This window comes from uncultured Mailhella sp. (assembly GCF_944324575.1).
In the GTDB taxonomy this organism is placed as follows: Bacteria; Desulfobacterota; Desulfovibrionia; order Desulfovibrionales; family Desulfovibrionaceae; genus Mailhella.
Genome location: NZ_CALUWV010000010.1, coordinates 16641 through 40001 on the forward strand (window position 1 = coordinate 16641; position 23361 = coordinate 40001).

Annotated in this window: 17 protein-coding genes; 8 read left to right on the forward strand and 9 right to left on the reverse strand. The window is 59.0% G+C overall.

Translation table 11 applies throughout. From position 1 onward, the window contains the following. Window positions 1-27: 27 nt before the first annotated feature. The 3 genes from Q0J81_RS02330 to Q0J81_RS02340 all read right to left on the reverse strand — a co-directional run bounded on the left by Q0J81_RS02330 (window position 28) and on the right by Q0J81_RS02340 (window position 5625). Window positions 28-2007, reverse strand: coding sequence for an FAD-dependent oxidoreductase (locus Q0J81_RS02330; RefSeq protein ID WP_294445825.1), 1980 nt, complete (start codon window positions 2005-2007; stop codon window positions 28-30). Between the two features lie 123 nt (window positions 2008-2130). Then, on the reverse strand, window positions 2131-4131 hold the full coding sequence (locus Q0J81_RS02335; RefSeq protein ID WP_294445826.1) for an NAD(P)/FAD-dependent oxidoreductase: 2001 nt from the start codon (window positions 4129-4131) through the stop codon (window positions 2131-2133). 39 nt (window positions 4132-4170) lie between these two features. Then, window positions 4171-5625 carry an SLC13 family permease gene (locus Q0J81_RS02340; protein ID WP_294445827.1) on the reverse strand — a complete coding sequence of 485 codons (1455 nt, stop codon included), beginning with the start codon at window positions 5623-5625 and terminating at the stop codon, window positions 4171-4173. Window positions 5626-6008: 383 nt separating this feature from the next. Between Q0J81_RS02340 and Q0J81_RS02345 the strand changes: the two genes are divergently transcribed. The 6 genes from Q0J81_RS02345 (at window position 6009) to Q0J81_RS02370 (ending at window position 13499) form a co-directional block, all read left to right on the forward strand. Further along, window positions 6009-6935: a LysR family transcriptional regulator gene (locus Q0J81_RS02345; protein ID WP_294445828.1), complete on the forward strand. Its 927-nt coding sequence runs from the start codon at window positions 6009-6011 to the stop codon at window positions 6933-6935. 177 nt (window positions 6936-7112) lie between these two features. Then, complete coding sequence (hisS, locus tag Q0J81_RS02350) at window positions 7113-8369, forward strand: histidine--tRNA ligase (protein WP_294445829.1); 1257 nt, start codon at window positions 7113-7115, stop codon at window positions 8367-8369. A 12-nt stretch (window positions 8370-8381) separates the two neighbouring features. Further along, window positions 8382-10241: an aspartate--tRNA ligase gene (gene aspS / locus Q0J81_RS02355; protein ID WP_294445830.1), complete on the forward strand. Its 1860-nt coding sequence runs from the start codon at window positions 8382-8384 to the stop codon at window positions 10239-10241. A 3-nt stretch (window positions 10242-10244) separates the two neighbouring features. Next, window positions 10245-10757, forward strand: coding sequence for a peptide deformylase (gene def / locus Q0J81_RS02360; protein ID WP_294445832.1), 513 nt, complete (start codon window positions 10245-10247; stop codon window positions 10755-10757). Window positions 10758-10993: 236 nt separating this feature from the next. Further along, window positions 10994-11971: a methionyl-tRNA formyltransferase gene (gene fmt / locus Q0J81_RS02365; RefSeq protein WP_294445833.1), complete on the forward strand. Its 978-nt coding sequence runs from the start codon at window positions 10994-10996 to the stop codon at window positions 11969-11971. Between the two features lie 142 nt (window positions 11972-12113). Beyond that, window positions 12114-13499 carry a transcription antitermination factor NusB gene (locus Q0J81_RS02370; protein ID WP_294445834.1) on the forward strand — a complete coding sequence of 462 codons (1386 nt, stop codon included), beginning with the start codon at window positions 12114-12116 and terminating at the stop codon, window positions 13497-13499. A gap of 189 nt (window positions 13500-13688) precedes the next feature. Here the strand turns inward: Q0J81_RS02370 and Q0J81_RS02375 are convergent, their stop codons facing one another. The 6 genes from Q0J81_RS02375 to Q0J81_RS02400 form a co-directional block, all read right to left on the reverse strand. Further along, window positions 13689-14594, reverse strand: coding sequence for a ParB/RepB/Spo0J family partition protein (locus tag Q0J81_RS02375; RefSeq protein WP_294445835.1), 906 nt, complete (start codon window positions 14592-14594; stop codon window positions 13689-13691). A gap of 179 nt (window positions 14595-14773) precedes the next feature. Further along, window positions 14774-15544: an AAA family ATPase gene (locus tag Q0J81_RS02380; protein WP_294445836.1), complete on the reverse strand. Its 771-nt coding sequence runs from the start codon at window positions 15542-15544 to the stop codon at window positions 14774-14776. A 608-nt stretch (window positions 15545-16152) separates the two neighbouring features. Further along, a complete protein-coding gene (locus Q0J81_RS02385; RefSeq protein WP_294445837.1) occupies window positions 16153-17532 on the reverse strand; it encodes a sigma-54 dependent transcriptional regulator in 1380 nt (459 codons plus the stop codon). Beyond that, window positions 17525-19006: an ATP-binding protein gene (locus Q0J81_RS02390; protein ID WP_294445838.1), complete on the reverse strand. Its 1482-nt coding sequence runs from the start codon at window positions 19004-19006 to the stop codon at window positions 17525-17527. The genes Q0J81_RS02385 and Q0J81_RS02390 overlap by 8 nt, the downstream gene beginning before the upstream one ends. 188 nt (window positions 19007-19194) lie before the next feature. Continuing rightward, window positions 19195-20517: a glucose-6-phosphate isomerase gene (locus Q0J81_RS02395; protein ID WP_294445839.1), complete on the reverse strand. Its 1323-nt coding sequence runs from the start codon at window positions 20515-20517 to the stop codon at window positions 19195-19197. Between the two features lie 102 nt (window positions 20518-20619). Further along, window positions 20620-21789, reverse strand: a complete 1170-nt coding sequence (locus Q0J81_RS02400; RefSeq protein WP_294445840.1) for a pyridoxal phosphate-dependent aminotransferase — start codon at window positions 21787-21789, stop codon at window positions 20620-20622. A 206-nt stretch (window positions 21790-21995) separates the two neighbouring features. Between Q0J81_RS02400 and sfsA the strand changes: the two genes are divergently transcribed. Continuing rightward, window positions 21996-22718: a DNA/RNA nuclease SfsA gene (gene sfsA / locus Q0J81_RS02405; RefSeq protein WP_294445841.1), complete on the forward strand. Its 723-nt coding sequence runs from the start codon at window positions 21996-21998 to the stop codon at window positions 22716-22718. 60 nt (window positions 22719-22778) lie between these two features. Then, window positions 22779-23249, forward strand: coding sequence for a hypothetical protein (locus Q0J81_RS02410; RefSeq protein ID WP_294445842.1), 471 nt, complete (start codon window positions 22779-22781; stop codon window positions 23247-23249). The last annotated feature ends 112 nt before the right edge of the window (window positions 23250-23361 follow it).

Genomic DNA, 23361 nt, shown 5'->3' on the forward strand with positions numbered 1-23361 from the left:
GAAGCGGATGCCGCAGGGAAAAGAGTTTTAGAGCGTGAGACCGGCGTCGAAGCCGGAGTGCACGGCATGCACGATGCTGGAAGCTTCCACGCAGTCGCCCACGTTGATGACGTCGAAGGCGGTGTCGATGAACTTGTCGCGTTCCGCCGCGAGGGACTTGGTGCCCACGGCGATGATGACGGTGTCGGCTTCGAGGAACTTCGGGCCTTCGGGGGTTTCCACCTGGGCGCCCTTGTCGGTGATTTCGGTGCAGCGGGCGTTGACCATGGTTTTGACATTGTACTGGTTGAGGGCGTTCAGATACGCCGTACGTTCGGTGAGCTGGGCCTTGGCGGCGATGAATTCGCCCATTTCCACCACGGTGCACTCACGGCCGAGGCCGTTCAGATGAATGCCGAGCTCCACGCCGATGGAGCCGCCGCCGATGATGACGACCTTCTTGCCCACGATGTCTTCATGGCCGAACACGTCGAAGGACATCTTGGCCTTTTCCACGCCGGGGATGCGGGGAACGATCTGTTCCGCACCCACGGCCACGATGACGGCGTCAAAGTCGTTCTGGTCGATGATTTCGGGCGTGGCTTCGGTGTTGTATACCACGGTGATGGAGGGGCGTTTTTTTACCTGGCGTTCCAGATATTCGTGGAACTTCTTCATTTCCTTCTTGAACCACATGGGGTCGGAGAGAAGGGCCTGGCCGCCGAGACGGTCGGTCTTTTCATAGAGCACCACGCTGTGGCCTCTCATGGAGCAGCTGATGGCGGCTTCCATGCCGGCCACGCCGCCGCCCACGACGGCGACCTTCTTGGAGCGTTCCGCCGGAGGAATGCGAAGCTTCTGGGCGCTCTGGAACTGCAGGGGGTTGACCATGCAGTGACGGTCGTAGCTCGGGTAGGCGAGCAGGTGCAGATCCTTGGAAATGGCCACACGACGGCCGTGGTCCATGCAGTAGTTGCAGCGCAGGCAGGGACGGATGTCGTCTTCGCGGCCTTCCTTGGCCTTCTTGATGATTTCAGGATCGGCCATGGCGGAGCGGCTCATGAGCACGTAGTCGGCCTGTCCCTTGGCCAGCACTTCTTCGGCCACGGCGGGATCGTAGATGCCGCCGATGGTGCCCACGGGAATCTTTACGCCGGACTTCTTCACGATTTCGCTGGCGTAGGCGTTGTGGGCGGTGCGGTCGAAGCCGGTGGGGCACTGCTTGGGACGGGTCATGGCGTCCACGCGATGACCGCAGGTGATGTGCACCATGTCGATGTAGGGCTCAAAGATTTTCACCTGTTCGGCACATTCTTCGGGAGTGATGCCGCCTTCGGCCTCATCGTTGCCGTTCATGCGCAGCTCGATGAGCATGCTGTCGCCCACGGTCTCGCGGATGGCCTTGATGACCATGAGCGGGAAGCGGCAGCGGTTCTCGATGGAGCCGCCGAATTCGTCGGTACGGTGGTTGGTGAGGGGAGAGAGGAAGTAGTTGAACAGCCAGCCGTGGCCGTAGTGGAGCATGATGCCGTCGAAGTTGGCAATCTGCGCCCAGTGGGCGTATTCGCCGAACATGGCTGCGATTTCTTCCAGTTCTTCCTTCGTGGCCGCAACGGCGCCGAGATGGGGTTCGTCATCGGCGGAAATCTTCTTGAATCCGTCGCGCATGTAGGGGCCGCCGTGCATGAATTCCACAAAGGTCTTGCCGTTGAAGGCGTGCACGGCGCGCTGCAGGCGCTGGAAGTTCATCTGGTTGCAGGTTTTGGGGTTCAGGTTGAACATATGTTCATGGCTGCCTTCCATGGGCACTTCCATGGGAAGAGCCACGGAGGAGAAGCCGCCCTGAATGTAGCGCATCCAGAAGTCGATGCCGAAGGTGTTGATGCGGCCGTCGCTGTCCTCGCCGCCGCCCGTGGCGCCGGAGCCCATGGGGCCGACCAGCACGCGGTTGTTGAAGCGGACCTTGTTCTTGCCCACGTACATGGGCTGGAACAGATGAGGATACTTTTCCTTATAGATGGGTTTCATGGAAATTTCCTTTATGGACGACGCGGCTCTGCGCTGCAGGAGTAGCTGAAAGGGCCGCGTCGCCCGGCTTTCCCCGCCTTCCGGGAGAGACAGAGGGCGGGGAGTTCTTGTGAAGCTGGAAAGTTACAGAATAAGGCCCGCGTCGAAGCCCGTTTCCACGGCGTGCTGCATGTTGGAGGCCTTCTTGCAGTCGCCGATGTTGATGACGTCGTAGGAAACGTTCCGGAAGCTGTCGCGTTCTTCCCTGAGGGGCGTGGTGCCCACGGAGACGATGACAGTGTCGGCGGGCAGCAGGGTTCTGCCGTTCTCGTTCTCCACCCACACGCCTTCGTCGGTGATTTCCGTGGCCTTGGTGTCGAGCAGCGTGGTGACGTTGTTCTTTTCCATGAACTGGAGGATGGACATGCGGATGCACAGTTCGGCGTTGCCGGCCTGGAAGTGGGTGAGTTCCACCACGGTGCAGTCGTGGCCCTTTTCGGCCAGATGGATGGAAAGTTCGCAGCCGATGTCGCCGCCGCCGATGATGACGACCTTCTTGCCCACCTTGTCTTCGTTGCCGAACACGTCGAAGGCCATGGTGGCCTTTTCGATGCCGGGGATGGGGGGCACAATCTGCTTTGCGCCCACGGCCACGATGGTGGCGTCGGGGTTGATGTCGGACACCATTTCAGGGGTGGCTTCGGTGTTGAGCACCACGAAGATGTTGCCGTTCTTGCGTACCTGGCGCTCCAGCCATTCGTGATAGGCCTTCATTTCCTGCTTGAACCACATGCCGTCGGAAAGCAGTGCCTGACCGCCGAGCTTGTTGGTCTTTTCGTACAGGGTGACTTCGTGTCCGCGTTCGGCGGCGCTCAGGGCGGCGTTCATGCCGGCCACGCCGCCGCCGACCACCACGACCTTCTTCTTGCGCTCGGGAGCGGGGAACATCTTTTTCGTGGCGCCCTGCATGGAAAGGGGGTTCACGGCGCAGCGGCGGTCGAAGCTCACTTCGGAGGCCATGACCAGTTCCTTGCCCTTGATCTTGGACTTTCTGCGGCCGTGGTCGAGGCACATGTTGCAGCGCAGGCAGGGACGGATGTCTTCTTCTCTGCCTTCCTTGACTTTTTTCACCCATTCATTGTCGGCAATGGCGGCACGGGCGATGAGCACGTAGTCGGCCTTGCCTTCTTCAAGCAGCTTTTCGGTACGGACCGGGTCGCCGATGGCGCCGACGGTGCCGATGGGAATACGCACGCCGGGAGTGTTCTTCACGATGGCGCTCGCGTAGGCGTTGTGCTCGGTGGGGAAGAAGCTCGTGGGGGTCATGCGGGGACGGCTGGTCACGTCGATGCGGGTACCGCAGCTTATGTGAATCATGTCCACGTAGTCCTGGAAGATGAGGACCTGCTGGGCCGCGTCTTCAGGTTCTATGCCGCCTTCCATTTCGTCGTTGCCGGTCAGGCGCAGTTCGATGAGAAGGTCGTCGCCTATGACTTCACGCACGGCCTTGAGCACCATGAGCGGGAAGCGGCAGCGGTTTTCCACGGAACCGCCGAATTCGTCGGTACGCTTGTTGGTGAGGGGGGAGAGGAAGTCGTGGAAGAGCCAGCCGTGGGCGAAGTGAATCATGATGCCGTCAAAGCCAGCGCGTCTGGCCTGATGGGCGAACTCCACGCACATGTCGATGATGTCCTGCATGTCCTTGGCGTCCATGCCCTTCACGTGACGGCCCTGATACTCGGAGTCGCTCGCGCCGATGAGCGGCACGTCGGGACGGGTCATGCAGCGGCCGCCGTGGATGAGTTCGGCGAAGGTCTTTCCGTTGTAGGCGTGAACGGAACGCTGCAGAAGGTGCATGTTCATGTAGTTGCACTTCTTGGGGTTCAAGTCGAACACGCCTTCATGGCTGCCGTTGGAGGGAATTTCCATGGGCAGGCACACGGAGGAGAAACCGCCGCGGATGATGCCGGTCCAGTAGTCCACGCCGAAGATATTGATACGGCCGTTGTCCGCACCGCCGCCGGTGGCGCAGATGCCCACGGGGGACATCATGACGCGGTTGTTGAACACGAACTCGTTCCTGCCGCGACGGATGGTCAGAGGTTCGAACATCTTGGGATATTTTTTGATGTACGCGGGAATCATGAATGAAACTCTCTTTTTTTTAGTGAAGCACTGAAAGAATTAGAACAGAATGGAACCGAGACCGTAGCCGAGCACCATGACGACAACCCAGTTGATGAGGCTGTACAGGATGCCATAGGTCATGACGCAGTTGCCGGGGAGCCATTCCTTTTCACCGTACAGGTATGCGGTGAGCGTGGAGGCGGGAGGCGTGATGATGCCGAGCGAACCGATCATGAGAATGCTGAAGAGAATGGCCGGCATCTGTATGTCTCCGCCGAGGCTCATGCCGATGGTGCAGGCGAGGGGAGAGAACATGGCAAGGCAGGCCAGGTTGTTGGCAACGTTGGTGACGACCATGCAGAGGAAGGTGATGATGGCCACGAAGACAAGGGCGCTCTTGCCCGCCATGAAGGGTTCCATGGCTTCCTTGATCCAGGTCATGATGCCGGTGGAGTCGGCCTGGAATGCCGCGGCCATGGTGAGGGAGGTCATGGTCACGTAAAGGGCGGGCCAGGACATTTCCTTGCAGAGGATTTCCTTGAAGCCGATGCCTTCACGGAAGTGAATGAAGACATAAATGGCGATGTAGGCCATGAGAATGCCGTTGGTGGTCATCGTGTTCAGGAACTTGGTGATGGCCCAGTCCTTGGGAGCCACGTTGGGCCAGAGCAGCAGAACGAGCAGAACGAGGAAGGAAATGAGCACGTACTTCTGATGGCCGGTCAGCTCCACGTCGGCGCCGGAAAGCGAGGCGGAACCGTTGATGATGGGGGTGACGTCGGGCTTGAACACGAAGCGGCACAGCAGCATGACGATGCCGATGCTGGCGGCCAGAATGGCGAAGGCACAGGCCATATGTGCGGCGTAGTTGATGTCGTTGACGCCGAAGAACTGCGTGTAGGAACCGTAGACTACGGCGGGGCCCGACTTGAAGGGCAGCAGCTGATAGGCGCGGCAGCCGATGTAGGAACCGGAAAGAATGACGAATATCGGCCACTTGTCACCGGCCTTGAAGCCGAACTGCTTGCTTACTTCCTTGACGAGAGGATAGAACATCATGATGGCGGCCGTGGCGCTCACGAGCAGGTTGAAGGCCACCATGACCAGCATGAGCATGAATGTCAGCATGTAGGGGCGACCGCGTACTATTTTCAGCCCGACCATTCTGGCGGAGATGTATTCCGCGATGCCCGCAGAGCTCAGGATGGCCGTCACGGCACAGAACAGAACAAGCATGATGACGGTGCTGTTGCCCATGGCACTGGCAAAGACCTTGGTTATGCTGCCGTAGCCGCAAAGTCCCAGTGAAATGAGTCCCATAAGGCTGGGCCAGACAACGTCGCAGAATACCCAGCCGTACAGGACGGCGATGAAGATGCCCAGAACCCTTATGCCGAGCGGCGTCAGCGGTTCCACCGCGGGAACGACATTGAAAAAGCAGAAGATGATCAGCAGCGTGACTACAGTATGCAGGTAATACCATGGGCTGTTCTTGCTCAGTTGATTCAGCATGCCCGGACTCCCCAGTGTGTAGTTGAAGGTTGATCCTTCAGCAGGAGAAGAATCCGCGGTGTTCTTTCCCCCGATGAAGGACGTGAGCTTTTTTCTTACCTTTGTACTAAATGACACATGTCAGTATTTTTTTTCTGTAGCCAAAGGGAAGGCGCTGTTTTTGCAAAAGGAATTAAAATCACAAGCCGGAACATGGGCGCAGTGCTTCCCTCTGAAGGTATCTTGCTGATATCCAATACAATTCTATGCTCTTTAATGTTCGAAAAGGGAAATATTAATTTTTTATGGCCATCTGGAAAGTTTTGTTTACGTTAGACGTTTCACAATCTTTTGTTGCCCGGAAGGGGTGTTTGTAGTACTAACAGCCTAAAAGGAAACACAGTATGCGTTTGGAATGGCTTGAATATTTTATCACAACAGCGGACGCTGGTTCCATAAGCGCCGCGGCGGAACGGCTGGGGATGACGCGTCCAGCAGTTTCAACCGCTCTCAAAAAGCTGGAACAGGACGTCGGTCAGGAGCTTTTTTTAAAGGGCAGGGCAGGAGTGTCTCTTACCCCGGAAGGGGAGCGGGTGCTCGACATGGCGCAGCAGATCATGGCGCTCACCGAAGAGATGCGCTCATGCGGCAATGCCAATGTGCCGGTTTCTTTTTGCGTGGACACACAGGTATCCATGCTTCAGTATCTGAAGGAGACTGTCGTCAATCCGTTCAAAAGCAGTCATCCAGACATGGGGGTGCGGCTGCGGCCCGTATACATCGGAGACGTCGTGGAGGAATTCAGGCGCGGCGCCAGACTTGCCGTCGTGCTGGACGGCAGAGAAGGACGGGTGATTGAACGTGTGAAGGGGCTCGGCTGTGAGGCGGTCTTTCTCGGCACGGTCACGCGGAAGATGTTTCTCGGTGCGGGACATCCGCTTGCCGCCCGGGATACGCTCACGCCCGAGGACTTGAAAAATGAGTACATAGCCTACTATTCCGGTGGATTGAATCATATATCGAGGCACTACACGTCTTACTTCGCCGGCGAGTACCGTCTGGCGGACATTGAGGACGTGCTTTCGCTCGCCATACGCAACGAGGCTGTGGTCATTCTGCCCGCACAGACGCTTCGATGCAGCCGGCTTGTCCGCGCGGGGGCGCTGGTGGAGAAGGACATACCGTTTCCCGGCGTGGAAAAGGTTGCGCCTGTTCATGCCGTGCGGGCGGCACACCTTTCCGCTGTCGAACAGCTGTTCTGGGACTATCTGCTGGTTTCCTATCCGGGGTCAGATGCAGGGAACGAGGCCGGAGCGCCGGTAATGCCCTGAAGGGCTGCGTGCCCTGACAGGAAGAGTTCCGTCGGAGCTTCCATTCAGACTCCGACGTCTGCAGACGCGTCCGCAGAAGACTCCCGGCTCCCTTCGTTCTCAGGGGGGAGGCTCTTTGACAACGGAAAAAAAAGGCCCTATCCTCATGCGTTATTTCTACATTGCTGGAGTCCGTTCATGGCACAGATTCAGGCTATCAAGGGCTTTGCCGACCAGTTTCCGGCGCAGAGCCGTCTTTTTGAGATGATGGAAGCCACTGCCCGCGAGGTGTTTCCCCGCTACGGCTTTGGTGAACTTCGTACTCCGCTCATGGAATACACCGACCTTTTCTGCCGCGGCATCGGTACGGAAACCGACGTGGTGCAGAAGGAGATGTACTGCATTCCCGACAGTAAGGGCCGTTCCATGTCTCTGCGTCCCGAAGCCACGGCCGGCGTCATGCGCGCCTACATTGAAAGCGGCATCTATGCCCGCGAAGCCGTGAGCAGATTTTTCACCATCGGCCCCATGTTCCGGCATGAACGCCCCCAGAAGGGCCGCATGCGTCAGTTCCATCAGATCAACTGCGAATGCCTCGGCCCCCAGGAACCCGAGGCCGATGCGGAAATCATCTGCATGATGATGGAATTTCTCGGAAAGCTCGGACTGAAGAATCTGACGCTTCAGATCAACTCCCTCGGCTGTTCCAGCTGCCGTCCTCAGTATCGCCAGAAGCTTCACGACTGGCTGACCTCCCTTGATCAGTCGAAGCTCTGCGAGGACTGCCGCCGCCGCATGGAAACCAACCCGCTGCGCGTTCTGGACTGCAAGGTTCCGGACTGCAAGGCGCTTACGGCCGACGCTCCAGTGATTCTGGAAAACGAGTGCCCTGACTGCCGCGCTCACTTCGAGGCCGTGCTTCGTCACCTCGATGCGGAAAAGGTTCCCTACGAGATCAATCATCGTCTGGTACGCGGTCTTGACTACTACACCCGCACGACCTGGGAAGTGGTATCCAACGAAATAGGCTCTCAGGGCTCCGTGGCCGGCGGCGGCCGTTACGACGGCCTTGTGGAGCAGCTCGGCGGTCCTTCCGTGCCCGGCATAGGCTTCGCCTGCGGCATGGAGCGCCTGGCCCTTCTGCTGGAAGGCCGGGAACTTCCCGAAGTTCATCCCGATTTTTATGTGGCCGTGCTGGACGACTCCTGCCGTGATGCTGCCTTTGCTCTGGCGCAGAGCCTGCGCCGCGAGGGATTTTCCGGCACCATGGGCTACGAGAGCCGCAGCATGAAGTCCACCATGCGTCAGGCCGGCAAATCCGGCGCGCGCTTCACGCTCATCATGGGGACCAACGAGCTGGCCTCCGGAAGCGTCATCATTAAAAACATGGAATCTGGCGAGCAGCGTGAAGTGTCCTGCGCCGATGTGGCCGCCAGCCTGAATGCCGAACAATAAAGAGGAATGGTCATGAGCCAGTTTGAAGAAAACGAAAAGACCGTCGTGGATGTTCAGAAGGAACACGCCCGATACATCAAGCCGCTTGGCGACTGGAAGCGCAGTCATCACTGCAACGATCTGACCATTGCCAACAACGGTGAGATCGTGTGCCTCATGGGCTGGGTTCAGTATCGCCGCGACCACGGCGGCCTCATCTTTGTGGACCTGCGCGACCGCGACGGCCTCACCCAGGTGGTGTTCAGCCCCGAAGTCGCTCCGGAAGCCCACAAGGACGCCCATATTCTGCGCAGCGAATACGTCATCGCCATCAAGGGCCGCGTCCGTCCCCGTCCCGAGGGTATGACCAATCCCAACCTGCACACCGGCGAAATCGAAGTCGTTGTGCTGGAATGGAAGCTGCTCAACACTGCCAAGACGCCGCCTTTCCTCGTGGAGGATCGTACCGACTGCTCTGAGTCCGTGCGTCTGCAGTACCGCTATCTCGACCTGCGTCGTCCTTCCATGGCACACAATCTGCGCGTGCGTCACAACATTGTGAAGGCCTGCCGCAATTATCTGAACGATCTCGACTTCCTTGAAGTCGAAACTCCCTATCTCACCAAGTCCACCCCCGAAGGCGCCCGTGACTTCCTCGTGCCGAGCCGCATGGCTCCGGGCGAATTCTACGCGCTGCCCCAGTCGCCTCAGCAGTTCAAGCAGATGCTCATGATGAGCGGCGTGGACCGCTACTATCAGGTGGCCCGCTGCTTCCGCGACGAGGATCTGCGTGCCGACCGTCAGCCCGAGTTCACGCAGGTAGACATTGAAATGAGCTTCGTGGACGAAGAGCAGGTGATGAGCATGGCCGAAGGCCTCATTGCCCGCGTGTTCAAGGAAGCGCTCGGCGTGGACATCGAGCTGCCTCTCAAGCGTATGCCCTACGACGAGGCCATGCGCGACTACGGCTCCGACAAGCCCGACACCCGCTTTGATCTCAAGCTCAAGGACGTGACTGAAATTGTGCACGGCTCCGCTTTCAAGCTCTTTGCCGGCGCCAGGCTGGTAAAGGCTCTGCGCGTGCCCGGCGGCGCTACCATGACCCGCAAGGAAATCGACGAACTTACCGATTTCGTGAAGGGCTTCGGCGCTCAGGGGCTGGCCTGGATCAAGATTCATGAAAACGAGTGGCAGTCTCCCATCGCCAAGTTCCTTTCCGATCAGGAAAGGGCGGGCATTGCCGAAGTCTGCGGCCTTGAAGTGGGCGATATCGTGTTCTTCCAGGCCGGAGAGCCCGGTCTTGTGAACAATGCCCTCGGCAGCCTGCGCGTGAAGCTCGGAAACAAGCTCGGCCTCATTCCCGAAAATACCTGGAACCTGCTCTGGGTCACGGACTTCCCGCTCTTTGAATACAGCGAGGAAGAACACCGCTGGGTGGCCTGCCATCATCCCTTCACCGCCGCGCAGGACGACAGCTACGACATAATGCTCACCGATCCCGCCCGCGCCAAGGCCCGCGCCTACGACATGGTGCTGAACGGCAACGAAATCGGCGGCGGTTCCATCCGTATCCACAACCCCGCCGATCAGACCCGTATGTTTGAAGGTCTCGGCTTCACCGAAGAGTCCGCCAAGGCTCAGTTCGGCTACTTCATTCAGGCACTGGACTACGGTACCCCGCCTCACGGCGGCATAGCCTTCGGTCTCGACCGCGTGGCCATGCTGCTCACCGGTGCTTCTTCCATCCGCGACGTTATCGCGTTCCCCAAGAATCAGAAGGCCGCCTGCCTGCTTACCGAAGCTCCGTCCCCTGTGGACAACAAGCAGTTGCGTGAACTGGGCATTCGACTGCGTGAAAAGGCGGCTCCCGCCCCCAGCGCTTCCGCGGAGTAAATCATGCTTCGTCCCGTTCTTCAGTATCCCGATCCCACGCTTGCCAAGGTCAGCGAACCTGTGGCGGAGATCAACGACGAAATCCGCGCTCTTGCCAAGGATATGCTCGACACCCTCACCACCGTGGGCGGCGTGGGCATTGCCGCGCCTCAGATAGGCGTGCTCAAGCGCGTGGTCATCATCGATGTGTCGCAGGAAAAGAACGATCCTGATCTGCCTCAGGATTTCCGGGTATTCGTCAATCCCGTGGTCACCGTGCTCGATCCGAAGGGCCATGAGGAAAACGAAGGCTGTCTTTCCGTACCGGAGCTGCGCGCCAAGGTGAAGCGTCCCCGCCGCGTGGCGCTCGATGCGCTTGATCTCGACGGCAATCCCGTCCACATCGAAGGCGAAGGCTACTACGGCGCCTGCATGCAGCACGAGACCGATCATCTCGACGGCAAGCTCTTCATCGACTACCTGAGTTATCTGAAGCGTTCTCTTTACGACAAGAAGATGAGAAAGGGCAGAAAGTAGTCGAAAAGCCGCTTCTCCGCATCATTCAGCAAAAGCCCGGGCCGTCGGTCCGGGCTTTTGCATTCTTTGCACCGGATGGAAACAGTCTGATGGAAGGCTGGACGGGGGAGGGCTTAGGCCGTACAGTGTGATGACTTCTTTCAGGAGAAAGCATGGCGAGTTCCGCCTTGTTTTTTGCAGAAGACAACGAATCATCAGGAAAAGGGCAGCCTTTTCTTTTTCAAGCAGGAGAAGCCATGTCGAAACTGCGCATCGTGTTCATGGGCACGCCGGATTTTGCGGCGGTCATTCTGAAAGCCGTGGCCGCCTGGGAGGGCGGAGAGGTCGTGGCCGTTTACACTCAGCCCGACAGGCCGGCCGGTCGGGGAAAGAAGCTGAAGGCTTCCGCCACCAAGGAGCTTGCCCTTGAGCTCGGGATTCCCGTGCTTCAGCCTCGCAATTTTCGTGACGACGCCGACGTGCAGGCCCTTGCCGAGCTCAGACCCGACGTGCTTGTGGTGGCGGCTTACGGCCTGATTCTGCCTCAGCGCGTGCTCGACATTCCCGTCATGGGTCCGTACAACGTGCACGGCTCACTGCTTCCGCAGTACCGGGGAGCCGCTCCCATACAGCGCGCCGTCATGAACGGTGACGCCATTTCCGGCGTGACCATCATGAAGATGGAAGCCGGGCTCGATTCCGGCCCCATACTTCTGCAGCAGGCGGTGAGCATAGAGCCCGACGACACGGCAGGCACGCTGTTCGACACGCTGGCCGAACACGGGGCAAAACTCATGGTCGGCGCGCTCGGCATGATAGCCGAGGGCAGGGCGGCCTTCGTTCCTCAGAACGAGGCGCTTGCCACCCATGCGGCCAAGATTTCCGCAGCCGAGGAATATGTGGACTGGTCCATGGACGCTAAAACCGTTCACAACATCATTCGCGGTCTTACTCCTGCGCCCGGTGCAAAGAGCGTGCTCCATGTCGAGGGCCGGGACCCCGTCATGCTTCGCATTGAGCCCGGTGAGCCCGTGGACAAGACGCCGGACGCCGAACCCGGCACGCTGGTAGGTATGGACGGCGACGCGCTCCTTGTGGCCTGCGGTTCGGGCGCGTACCGTATGACGCATCTTCGTCCGGCGGGCAAGTCCACCATGAGTGCGGCGGACTTCCGCAACGGTCGGCTGCGTGGACTGCCCGAGCCCTGGGGCAGGCTGCTCGGAAAGGACGCGTAGGATTTGACCGTCACGGGAGCGCTCCGCATTCGGCGGAACGCTCCGTGCCGTCTCCTTGCCTGAAGGTGGAACCGTCAGCCTGAAAAATGGAAAAACGCTCCAGAATCCTTTTTAAGACACGAATGAGCGAAGGCGCGAGTCAATGGTCGAAAAAAAGAAAAAAACGCCTCAGAATCAGACTTCTTCCGGCGCCCGAAAAGGCGCTCTGGACATTCTGCATCAGCTCTTCCGACATCCTGAAGACTCGACGCCTCTTCCGGTCATGCTTGCCCGGCATGCGCAGTCCGTCGCCATGGACGGGCGTGACACGGCACTGCTTTCCGAGCTGACGTACGGCGTGCTTCGTCGTCACGCGGCGCTGGACTTTGCCCTGGCCGGCTTTCTGAAAAAGCCGGAGGCGCTTTCCTTTCAGGTGCGCATGCTGCTCAGGCTCGGCGCGTATGAAATTCTTTTCATGGACGGCATTCCCGCCCGGGCCACGGTGAACGAGCTGGTCAATCTGGCCAGGCGTCGTTTCGGACAGGGACTGGGCGGACTGGTCAACGGCGTGCTTCGCGCCGTCGACAGGGAATCCCAGGCGCTTCGCTCCGCTTTGCGTCAGGAGGAAGAGGCGCTCATGAGAGCAACTCTCGACGCGGAGGGCATGGCCCGGGCCGCGTCTCTGCCTCTCTGGCTCACCGGAATGTGGGAGAAGCACTACGGTCGCAGACAGGCCTGCCTGATGGCGGCGAATACGCTTGAACATCCTGCGCCGTGCTGGCGCGCGAACCTGTCCAGGGCGTGGGGCGAAATGCTCGTTCAGCACTGGATCGAACGCGGATACGCTCCCGTGGGGCTGGGCGGTTTTTCTGCGCAGGGGCTGGACAAAAATAGGGCGGAAGCAGCAAAGGAACAGGGGCTTCTGGCAACCTTTGAAAAGCAGGGCAACCTGACGCGGCAGGGGGCATCGTCTCAGCTTGTCGCAGAACACCTGGCCGAGTGGATTCTCGGCAGTGAAACGCTTGCCGAAGCTCCTTTGTGGGATGCCTGCTGCGGGCGGGGCGGCAAGACCACGGCCCTTCTGGAAAAAGGGGTAAAGGTGGAGCTTGCCAGCGAACCGGCGGACTTCCGGCTGGAGGAACTCAAGGCTTCCCTCTTGCGCCTTGGTCTGCCGTGGCCGAGGCTACACTATGGCCAGGCACAGGATGTTGAAGAGTCTTTCCCATTGATATTATTGGATGTTCCATGCAGCGGTACAGGAACGCTGGCGCGCAATGCCGAGCTTAGGCTGCGCCTTTCCCCGGAACGTTGTGCCGAAGTTGCGCGCGTGCAGGCCGAGATACTTGAACACGCTTGGGAACGGCTTTTGCCCGGCGGCGCGCTGTTCTATGTGACCTGCGCGCTGAATCGCGAGGAAAACGAGGAGCAGATTTCCCGTTTTCTTGCAAGCAAGGGCCGCACCTGCCGTCTGGAGGAACAGAGGCTCGTTCTTCCCCTTTTCCCGGGGCAGGACGCCCTTTTTCTGGCCGTTCTTAGAAAAGCCGATTGAGCGGGGCGTTTGTGCGCTGCTGGCTTTCCTGGTAATTTTTCAGGTCGCGTTGCGCTCCGCGGCCTTTTTAATGTCGAGGGCGCGCCGAAGAGGCGCGCCCGAAAACAAGGGAGCATGGGGACACTATTTTCCCATGCGGAGTGCGGGGCGAAGCCCTGCGCTTACCCGTTTTTTCTGTTTCTTCTCTTTTTATTTCTCTTCCTCGTTCAGTCCGAGAAGGCTGAGAATACGGGCCAGTTCTTCGGGACTTGTGTAGGGAATCTGTATGCGGCCCTGCTGTTCGTTGCCTCTGATGGTGGCTCTGGTACCGCTGTTCTGTCGAAGGAGATTCTGAAGTTTTTTGATGAGCTCGGGCTTCGGGGCGCGGGCCGTTCGGGGCGTGGGGCTCTGCTCGGGGGCGAGTTTTTCCGGAAGCCTTCCGGTGCGCTTGCAGGTATCGGCGGCGGCTTCGGCCTCACGAACGGACAGATTATGTCGCACGATGGCCTCGTACAATGCCTCCCGGAGCTTGTCGTCGCCTATGGAGAGCAGGGCGCGGGCGTGTCCTGCGCTGATGTCGCCGCGTGCAAGTGCGTCCTGCATGGCGGAGGAGAGTTGGAGCAGGCGCAGGGCGTTGGCAACGGCCGAGCGGCTTTTTCCCAGTTGCTCCGCCAGGGCTTCCTGACTCAGATTATGGGCTTTGCGCAGGGCCTGGAGCGCTTCGGCCTCTTCCATGGGGTTGAGGTCTTCACGCTGAAGATTTTCCACAAGAGCCACGGTCATGGCTTCCTTGTCGTCGTATTCCGTCACGATGACGGGTACTTCCGTCAGACCTGCCATGCGGGCCGCGCGCCAGCGCCGCTCGCCTGCCACGATTTCATACCGCTGGGGCATTCCGGGCAGAAGACGTACCAGAAGAGGCTGAATGACGCCCTGATTTTTGATGGAAACGGCCAGCTCTCCGAGGGCGTTGTTGTCAAAAACCTTGCGGGGCTGATGCTTGCCGGGGACAAGCTGGGTGAGGGCCAGCTTTCTGGGCTCTTCGCTGCTGGTCTCTGCGGCGGAGCTGAGCAGAGAGCTCAGGCCCCGTCCGAGGCCGCGTTCAGGGATGTTCATGGAACCTCCATTATCGCAGGGCGTTTTCCGTTCTGCGCCTGCGGTGGACTGAAACATAGTGTGGAAAAAGGTGTCCCTCATGGCAGGGAGGCGCTCCGCGGCTTTCGTCCTTTCGACGCTTCATGGTGTCGGTGAAGGGCAGCTCAGAGAGCTGAGGGAGCAGAAAACGTCTGTCCGGGCTAAGGCAGTGCGGTTTTGTGCACGACCTCGCGGGCAAGTTCAAGATAGGCTTCCGCTCCTTTTGACTTGATGTCGTAGTGAAGTATGGACTTACCGTGACTGGGAGCTTCGGACAGGCGCACATTCCTGGGAATGACGGTTTTGAACATATGCTTGGGGAAGCAGCGTTCCGCCTCTGCCTTCACCTGACGGGCCAGCTTGTTGCGCGAGTCGTACATGGTGAGAAGCACTCCCAGAATCTTCAGTTCCTTGTTGAGGCGCTTGCGCACCTGCTCATAGGTGTGCAGCAGTTTGACGATGCCTTCAAGGGCGAAAAATTCGCACTGCAGGGGAATGAGAATTTCGTGAGCGGCACACAGCGTATTGATGGTGATGAGGCCGAGGGAGGGAGGGCAGTCGATGATGATGTAGTCGTAGTTGTCGGCTATCTGTCCGAGCAGGTCGGCAAGATAGAATTCCCGGGCCATCTTGTCTACGAGTTCTATTTCAATGCCGACGAGATCCGTGGATGAGGGCAGCAGCGAGAGATAGGGCGTCGCCGTGGGAAGAAGCGTTTCTTCCAGTGTGGACGTGCCGCAGAGCGCCGTATAGAGATTGCGCGAAAGGTTCTGCTGATCGAAGCCGAGCGAGCTTGTAGAGTTCGCCTGTGGGTCGCAATCGACCAGCAATACACGATTTTCCATGATAGCCAGAGAGGCGGAAAGGTTGACAGACGTGGTGGTTTTGCCCACGCCGCCTTTCTGGTTGGCAACAGCAATGATTCTGGCCAAGTTTCAAGCTCCTTTCCCAAATTCTTTTTTTACATAAACGCTGCCATGGGTAAATGCAAGGAGTGTTTCACGTGAAACATTCAAGCCGAACATTGATCATGTTTCACGTGAAACACTCCTGAGCGTTGAAAACTCAGGGGGAGGCGTTTTGGCCGTGTAGGGGGCTTGTCGTCAGAAATCATTATTTTTTTAGAGGGCGGGAGCAAGACGGCTCTGGAAGGCCGGAGCTTTGCTGGCCTTAGCATCCGTATGAGAAAGGGAATCTTGTTGACGGAAGAAGTTTTTCGGAAAGAAGCGGGAGTGCTGCTCGAAAGAAACGGGGAATTCGACCGCTCCGGTTCGGGAAAGGACAGGAAAATGCTGTGCCGAAAACGTGTGTCCCGGGATACCCTGTGCCGCAGGCATGCCGCATGAACGCAGAGCGGTGCTGTTTCAAGCGGGGAAGGTCAGAGGCCTTTTTATCCGGACGCGGCGTCCGGTGTTTCGTCAGGTCGAAAAAGGGAGCGGACTTTTGACGTCCGCTCCCTGGAAGGTATTTCAGGTGTGGTAAATGAGCTGTCCCGTGCGTACTTGGATGCGCGGGGCGGCCTTCCGGCACAAAGAGTCGATCAGTGACCCGTGATGTTGTACTTCTTCAGTTTGTACTGCATGAGACTGCGGGATATGCCGAGCAGTTCCGCAGCGTGGGCCTGCACGAAGTCGGCTCGCACGAGAGCACGCTTGATGAGGGCGGCCTCTATCTTGTCCAGCGTATCGGCCAGATTGAGCTCCACGGGCAGCAGGTCCACGGCGCTCTTGAACTGCGATTCCTCGCCGCGTATTTCCGGAGGCAGATCTTCCACGCCGATGACCGGACCGGGGACCATGACCATGCAGCCCTCAAGCACGTTCTGAAGCTGGCGGATGTTGCCCGGCCAGTCATAGCCGGTAAGGTAGTTCTGCGCTTCGGGACTGAAGCTTTTGGTGGGAATGCCGTTGTCTTCAGCGATTTTTTCCGTGAAGTGGGCGATAAGCAGGGGAATGTCTTCCCTGCGCTCGCGCAGCGGCGGAATGTGGATCTGCACCACATTGAGACGATAGAACAGGTCTTCGCGGAAGGTGCCTTCCTCCACCATTTTGGAAAGATCCCGGTTCGTGGCGGCCACTACGCGGATGTCCACGCTGATGGGCTCGGTGCCGCCCACGCGCTCGAACACGCGTTCCTGCAGCACGCGCAGCAGCTTTACCTGCAGATCCATGCTGAGTTCGCCCACTTCATCGAGAAACAGCGTTCCGTGGTCCGCCTGTTCGAAGCGTCCCCGGCGTGTGGCTACCGCGCCGGTGAAGGATCCCTTTTCATGGCCGAAGAGCTCGCTTTCCAGCACGCCGGAGTTGAAGGCCATGCAGTTGACCGAGACGAAGGGACCTTCCTTGCGTGGAGAGCTGAAATGGATGGCTCTTGCCACAAGCTCCTTGCCTGTGCCGGATTCGCCGGTAATGAGCACCGTGGAACGGCTGACGGCCACGCGATCCACGATGGAGAGCGTGTTTCTGATGGCCTTGGATTTTCCGATGATATGATGGGTACGGTAGCGTTCCTCCAGCGACTCCTGAAGCAGCTTGTACTGACGGTGTGCCTTGGAGAGCTCCACGGCGTTGTGCACGGAGAGCAGAAGTTCGTCGTTGGCAAAGGGTTTGGTGATGTAGTCGAAGGCGCCGTAGCGCATGGCTTCCACCGCGTTTTCAATGCTGCCGAAGGCCGTCATGATGAGCACGGGCAGATCGGGCCAGGACTTTTTGATGCGCTGGAGCACTTCCTTGCCCGAGAGTTTCGGCATCTTCATGTCGGTGATGACAACGTCGACTTCCGATTCGTCCAGAAAATGCAGCGCCATTTCCGGATCGTTGAGGGCTGTTACCTCATATCCGGCGTCCTTGAGCAGCGCTTCCATGACGATGAGATAGTTCTTCTCGTCATCGATGACGAGAATGTGGGATATGTCACTCATGTTTCTGTCCTTGTTCTTCCGACGGCTGTCGTGTGGGGAAGCTTATGGTTATGAAGGCTCCGCCCTGCGGAGCGTTGGCCAGCTTCATGCTGCCGCCGTGCGAGTCGATGATGGCCTGTACGATGGGCAGGCCGAGACCGGTGCCGTTGTCCTTGGTGGTGAAGAACGGGTCCATGGCCTTGGAAAGCGAGTCCTCGCTGAAGCCGGGGCCCGTGTCCCGGAAGGTGAGCACTGTCCGTCCGTCCGTGGAGAGCACGCTGTCGATGAAAATTTCACCCTTGCCCTGCATGGCCTGCTGCGCGTTGGCAAGAATGTTGTAGAAGGCGCGGTAAAGGAGGTCGGCGTCACCGAGAACGGTGATGTCTGGAGCGACGTTGATGTGCACCTCTACGCCCTGACGTTGAAACTCTCCGCCGAGAAACGCCATGGCCTTGTTGATGAGGTCCTGAAGACTCACGACGTCCTGTCTCGGCTGCCGCGGGCGGGCATAGTCCAGAAAGTCGTTCACCGTGGTGCCGAGACGGCAGGATTCATCGTAAATGGCGGAAAGCATGGCCTGCGTGGTGGCGTCTTCGATCTTGTGACGACGAATGAGAAATTCCGAGCTCGAGCGGATGATGCCCAGCGGGTTTCTGATTTCATGGGCTATGGAGGCAACCATGCGGCCCATGCTGGCCAGCTTTTCCGCCTGATGAAGCTGGGCTTCGAGCTGGCGATTCATGGCCATGCGTCGACTCAGGGTATATTCGGCCTTCCGCGCCACGAAGTGAAGCAGGAAAAAGAGTATGAGCGTGGAGATGAGAAAACCCGTGATGATGAGCCACTGAGAGCGGATGGTTCCCCGGTACTGGGGAGTCATGTCCTGCACGATTTCCAGCACGCCCAGCACGGGCACGGGCTGACCGTGCAGTCTGAGGCCCTGAAAGTCGGAATCCACGGTAAGCGGAAAGATGGTGCGCAGCAGAAAGGTGCCTTTTTCCAGATTCGGCGTGATGAGCGCCTGCGCGTAGGGAATGGAAGAGAGCACGTCGAAGTGATGGGGCTTGCCCTCGAATACCAGCGGAATGCCCGCGGTATACATGTCGGTGCGGCGCACTTCCTTGGGATCCGTGGAATACAGGATGGTGTAGTGGTCGTCGAAAAGACGCACACTTTCCAGTTGAAGGCCATGCAGCTGCGACTGTATGACCTCGTCGAGCAGCTTGTACTGAGCGGGATTGGAAAGAGCCACGCGTCCTGAGGCGTAAGTGACGGGAAGCGTGAACTTGCGGAAGATCTGTCGGTTGATGTTGTCCGCGAGCAGCAGCGCGTATTCCTGCTGGCTTTCCAGCATGGAGCGGTTCATGGTGCTGCCTATGAAAAGCGTGAGGATGACGCTGGAAATGAGAATCAGCACCAGCGAAATGTAGGAAAAGAATTTGGCCAGATTGAACGGCAGTTTGTTTTCTGCGCTGTTCTGACTTGCGTCATCCATGGAAATTCCTTCAAAAAACGTAAGCGTCGCCGGGACGTTTCCGATGGAAGAGGGGGAGGTAGAGCCTCCCCCTCCTGAATCCGGGTCTTGTTGCCTTCGCGTCGTTACCGGCGTGTGAGGGCGTTCATGGTGTCAGGCACGGCATCTTCGGCACAGGCAGAAGATGCGGCCTTTTGCATCGGTCGGGACTAGAAGTCCATGGTCTGCGACGGAATGGCGGTGAACATGGCCAGTCTTGCCGCGTCTTCCTCGGAACCGGGCATGCCGAGACGGGCGCGGGCCAGCTTCTTGCCGTTTTCCACGGCGGGCTGATCCACAGGATTGATGCCCATGAGCCAGCCGGTAAAGATGGTGGCGGCTTCAAGCAGCATCATCATCTTGCCGGCGGAAAAGGCGCTTTCATCGGGCATGTCGAGATGAACGACGGGCACGTCCTTCTGAGCCAGCGTAGCGCGGGTGGCCAGGGTTTCGGCATCAAGAATGTCGCCGAAGGTGTGGCCCTTCAGGTACTGCCACTGTTCGGGCAGCTTGGTGGGCATGGGCAGCAGATTCTGGTTGGCGGGGGTGCTGACGAAGAGGCAGATCTTGTCCTTGGGACCGTCGAGGAACATCTGAAGCAGAGAGTGCTGATCGGTCACGCCCGTGGCGGGAATGGGCATGGTGCCCTTGCCGTCCTTGCCGAGACTTTCTGCCCAGAGCTGACAGAACCAGGGGCCGAAGGTGGACCAGGCGGGAATGTAGCAGAAGTAGATGATCTGACTCTTGCCGGCTTCGGACATCTGCCATGCCCAGCGGGCAAGCTTCCAGGAAGGATGCTCGAGGAGTGTGTCGGGGTTTTCTGCCAGAGGCCGCCCCACGGAAATGGCGCCCTGAATGAGTCCCTTCCAGTCCATGCCGAGGAACACGGCAGGCACCATGCCCACGGCGGAGAGCACGGAGTAGCGGCCGCCGAGATTGTCCGGCACGGGCAGGGAGCGCAGGGCGTACTTGTCCACTTCGTCGCGCAAAAAGCCCTTGTTGGCATCGGTCACCACGAAGAGATGCTCCTGCCAGGTGCCGGGAAGCTTCGCCTGCAGCCAGGGCAGCACGATGAGATACTGGGCTATGGTTTCGATGGTGCCGCCGGACTTGCTTACCACGACCACCAGCGTGTCTTCGGGCACGAGCTTGTCCAGATGCTCCTGAAGCCATTCGGGATGCACGTTGTCGGCGATCCAGAGGCTCGGGCCGTCGTAGTTGGGACGGTCCTGTCCGGGGGTGAAGGCGCGCTGGAGAGCGCGGGGACCAAGCGCCGATCCGCCGATGCCAAGCAGCAGCATATGCTTGAAGCTTTTTAGAAATTCTTCATGAATTTCAAGCTGATGAATAAGATCTTCCGCAAAGGGAAGCGCGAGAAAGGGAAGTACCGGCAGCTCCTGCTTCAGTTTTTCGATGAAGCGGGAGTCGTCGGAAGGACGGTCGGCAACGCCGCCAAGCCATGCATGAGCCCAATCAAGTTTAGCCTGAGTCATAAACATACCATCCGGTAAAGAGGTTTTGAGCGAAGTTTCGTCAAGGAATGAAGGTCCGACGTATACGGGGCTTTGGCCCTGCAGCAAGGGGGACCGGTCCTGTCAGCGGTACAGGGCTTCCTTTATGCGATGCAGGGCATCCATGAGAACGTCGTCGGCAACGGCGTAGGAAAGACGGATGCAGTGCGGATCGCCGAAGGCTTCTCCGGGAACGCAGGCCACGCGGGCCTGTTCCAGAAGGTAGGAGCAGACGGCCTTGCCGTCGGGCATTTCGGGCGTAAAGAGCGCGCTCACGTCCGGGAACAGATAGAAGGCACCGCCGGGGCGGTGGCATACCACGCCGGGCCAGGTGGAAATTTCGGCCATGGCGAGGTCGCGGCGGCGCAGGAAGGAGAGGCGCATGTCTTCCACGCAGTCGTAGGGGCCGTCCAGGGCGGCTACGGCGGCCTTCTGAGCGATGGAGCACATATGGGAGGTCATCTGCCCCTGCAGCTTGGAGCACTGCTTGATGAGATCTTCATGGCCGAGCGTATAGCCCACGCGCCAGCCGGGCATGGAGAAGGCCTTGGACAGACCGTTCAGAATGGCGATCTTTTCAGGATATTTTTCCCACCAGCGGGAGGCGCTCACGGGTTTGCCGTCGTATACGAGCTGCTCATACATTTCGTCGGCCAGCACGAAAACATCATGCTCAAAGCACCAGGTGACGAGCGCGTCGAGCTCTTCCTGTGTGTAGGCGACACCCGTAGGATTGGAGGGAGAATTCAGGATCATCATGCGGGTCCTGGGCGTGACGGCCTTTTCGAGATCGGACGGGTCGATGCGGAAGCCGCGGGAGGAGTCGGCCTTCACGAGCACGGGATTGCCGCCGGCAAGACGGATGAGGTCGGGATAGCTGGTCCAGTAGGGGCAGGGCAGCAGCACGTCGTCGCCGTCGTTGAGCATGACGAGAAGCGTGTTGGCCAGAGACTGCTTGCCGCCGGTGGTGAGAATGACGTTTTCAGGCTTTGCCGACACCTGATACTGACGCTGAAAATAGTGGCAGACCGCGTTGCGAACGTCCATGATGCCGTTGACGGGGGTGTACTTGGTGAAGTTTTCATCAATGGCCTTCTTGGCCGCTTCGCATATGTGACGCGGCGTGGGGGCGTCGGGCTCGCCCACGGCGAGGCTGGTGACGGCTATGCCCTTCGCCTTCATTTCGAGGGCCTTGGCATTGATGGCAAGGGTGGCGGAGGGGGTTATCTTTTTCATTCTCTCGGCAAAGTTCATGGTTGCGCTTCCTGGTTGATATGAGCAATAAAAGGCCTGACGGTCACGATAAACTCTATCAACTTCAATGCGGCCTGTAAATTGATGTTTGGTACATGAAAGTCCTTGCGGCAGACGGTTGCGCGTCTTTTTTGTCCCGGGACGCCATGCGCCTTTCCATGCAGCGTCGCAGCATGGTGTCCCTTTCAGGGAAAAGGAAGGAAGTCATGGAAACGCTGCTTCTGTCGTACCCCGAAGGCTGCCGGGTCGGTCGGTTCATCCGCAGGGAGAAGCGCTTTTTCGTGATGGCGGAGCTGGACGGGGAGGTGGTGACGGCGCATACCAACAATACCGGTACCATGCTCGGTCTTCTTCGTCCGGGTTGTCCGGTACTGCTGTCGCCGGCCCAAAATCCCGCACGCAAGCTCAAATGGACGGTGGAGGCTCTGGGACAGCCCCGGGGAAGCGGCTTCTTCTGGGTGGGCGTGAACACGTCCGCGCCCAACAGACTGCTCGAGGCCATGTTTCAAAAAGGGCTGCTTGCCTGGGCCGGAGGCTATGCGTCGCTCAGGCGTGAGGCGGTGAACGGCGAGAGCCGCCTTGACGGGCTTCTTTCCGGGCCGTCTCTGCCTGAGCTCTGGGTGGAATGCAAGAACGTGACGCTTGTGGAAGACGATGTGGCCGCCTTCCCCGACGCGGTCACGACCCGAGGGGCAAAGCATCTTCACACGCTCATGCGGCTTGTGTCGGAAGGGTGCAGGGCCGCCATGCTGTATGTCATTCAGCGTCCGGACGGGCGCTGTTTCGGCGCGGCCGACTACGTCGATCCCGAGTATGCCGAAGCTTTGCGTCTTGCGGTGCGGTCCGGGGTTGAAGTGTATCCCACGGTGGTGCACGTGAAGGAGGACGGCATATATTACGGCGGCATGCTCGAGTACCGGGAACGCTGAGTACCGGGCCGCCCTGACGCCGTGTCTTTCGTTTGTTTTTTCTGTCGAGGAGGTGCAGTCATGGGAAAGAACATCATCATTGTCGTGCTGGCTGCGGCGTGCGCTTTTTTTGCCGCAAACGTCTATCTGGAACGGAAGGCGTGGCGGGATGCGGAAATTACGCCGGCCGAATACGGCGGGCTGCTGATCCTGCGCGACATGTATTCCGCCGCGGACTATGAGGACAGAGTTCTGCCGCTTGTTCGCGAGGCCTTTGTGGACGGCAGGGTGTCGCGGGAACGTCTTGAAATGCTCGGTCTGCGTCTTGAAGGTCTCGGTTCCCGCACGCTCGACATTCTGGAGGAAAAGCGTGCCGGCGACCGTGTGTCCCGTGCATGGGATGATGCCCGCGACGGTGCGGCGGCGCTCGGCGAAAGCCTCGGGCGTCAGATGGGCAGGGCCATGCGGGAACTCGGTGACGCCGTTGAAGGCCTGAAGCCGAAGCGCTCTCCGGAGAGTCAGACACGTCCGGACGGCAGCGTGGAACTGTAGTTTCGGCAGGCTGGATCTGCATGAAAGGCGGGACGGTTGTTTCAGAGTCTCTGAACAGCCGTCCCGCCTTTCACTTCGGACCTCTTTTGCCTGACTTTTTCACGGAAGAGAG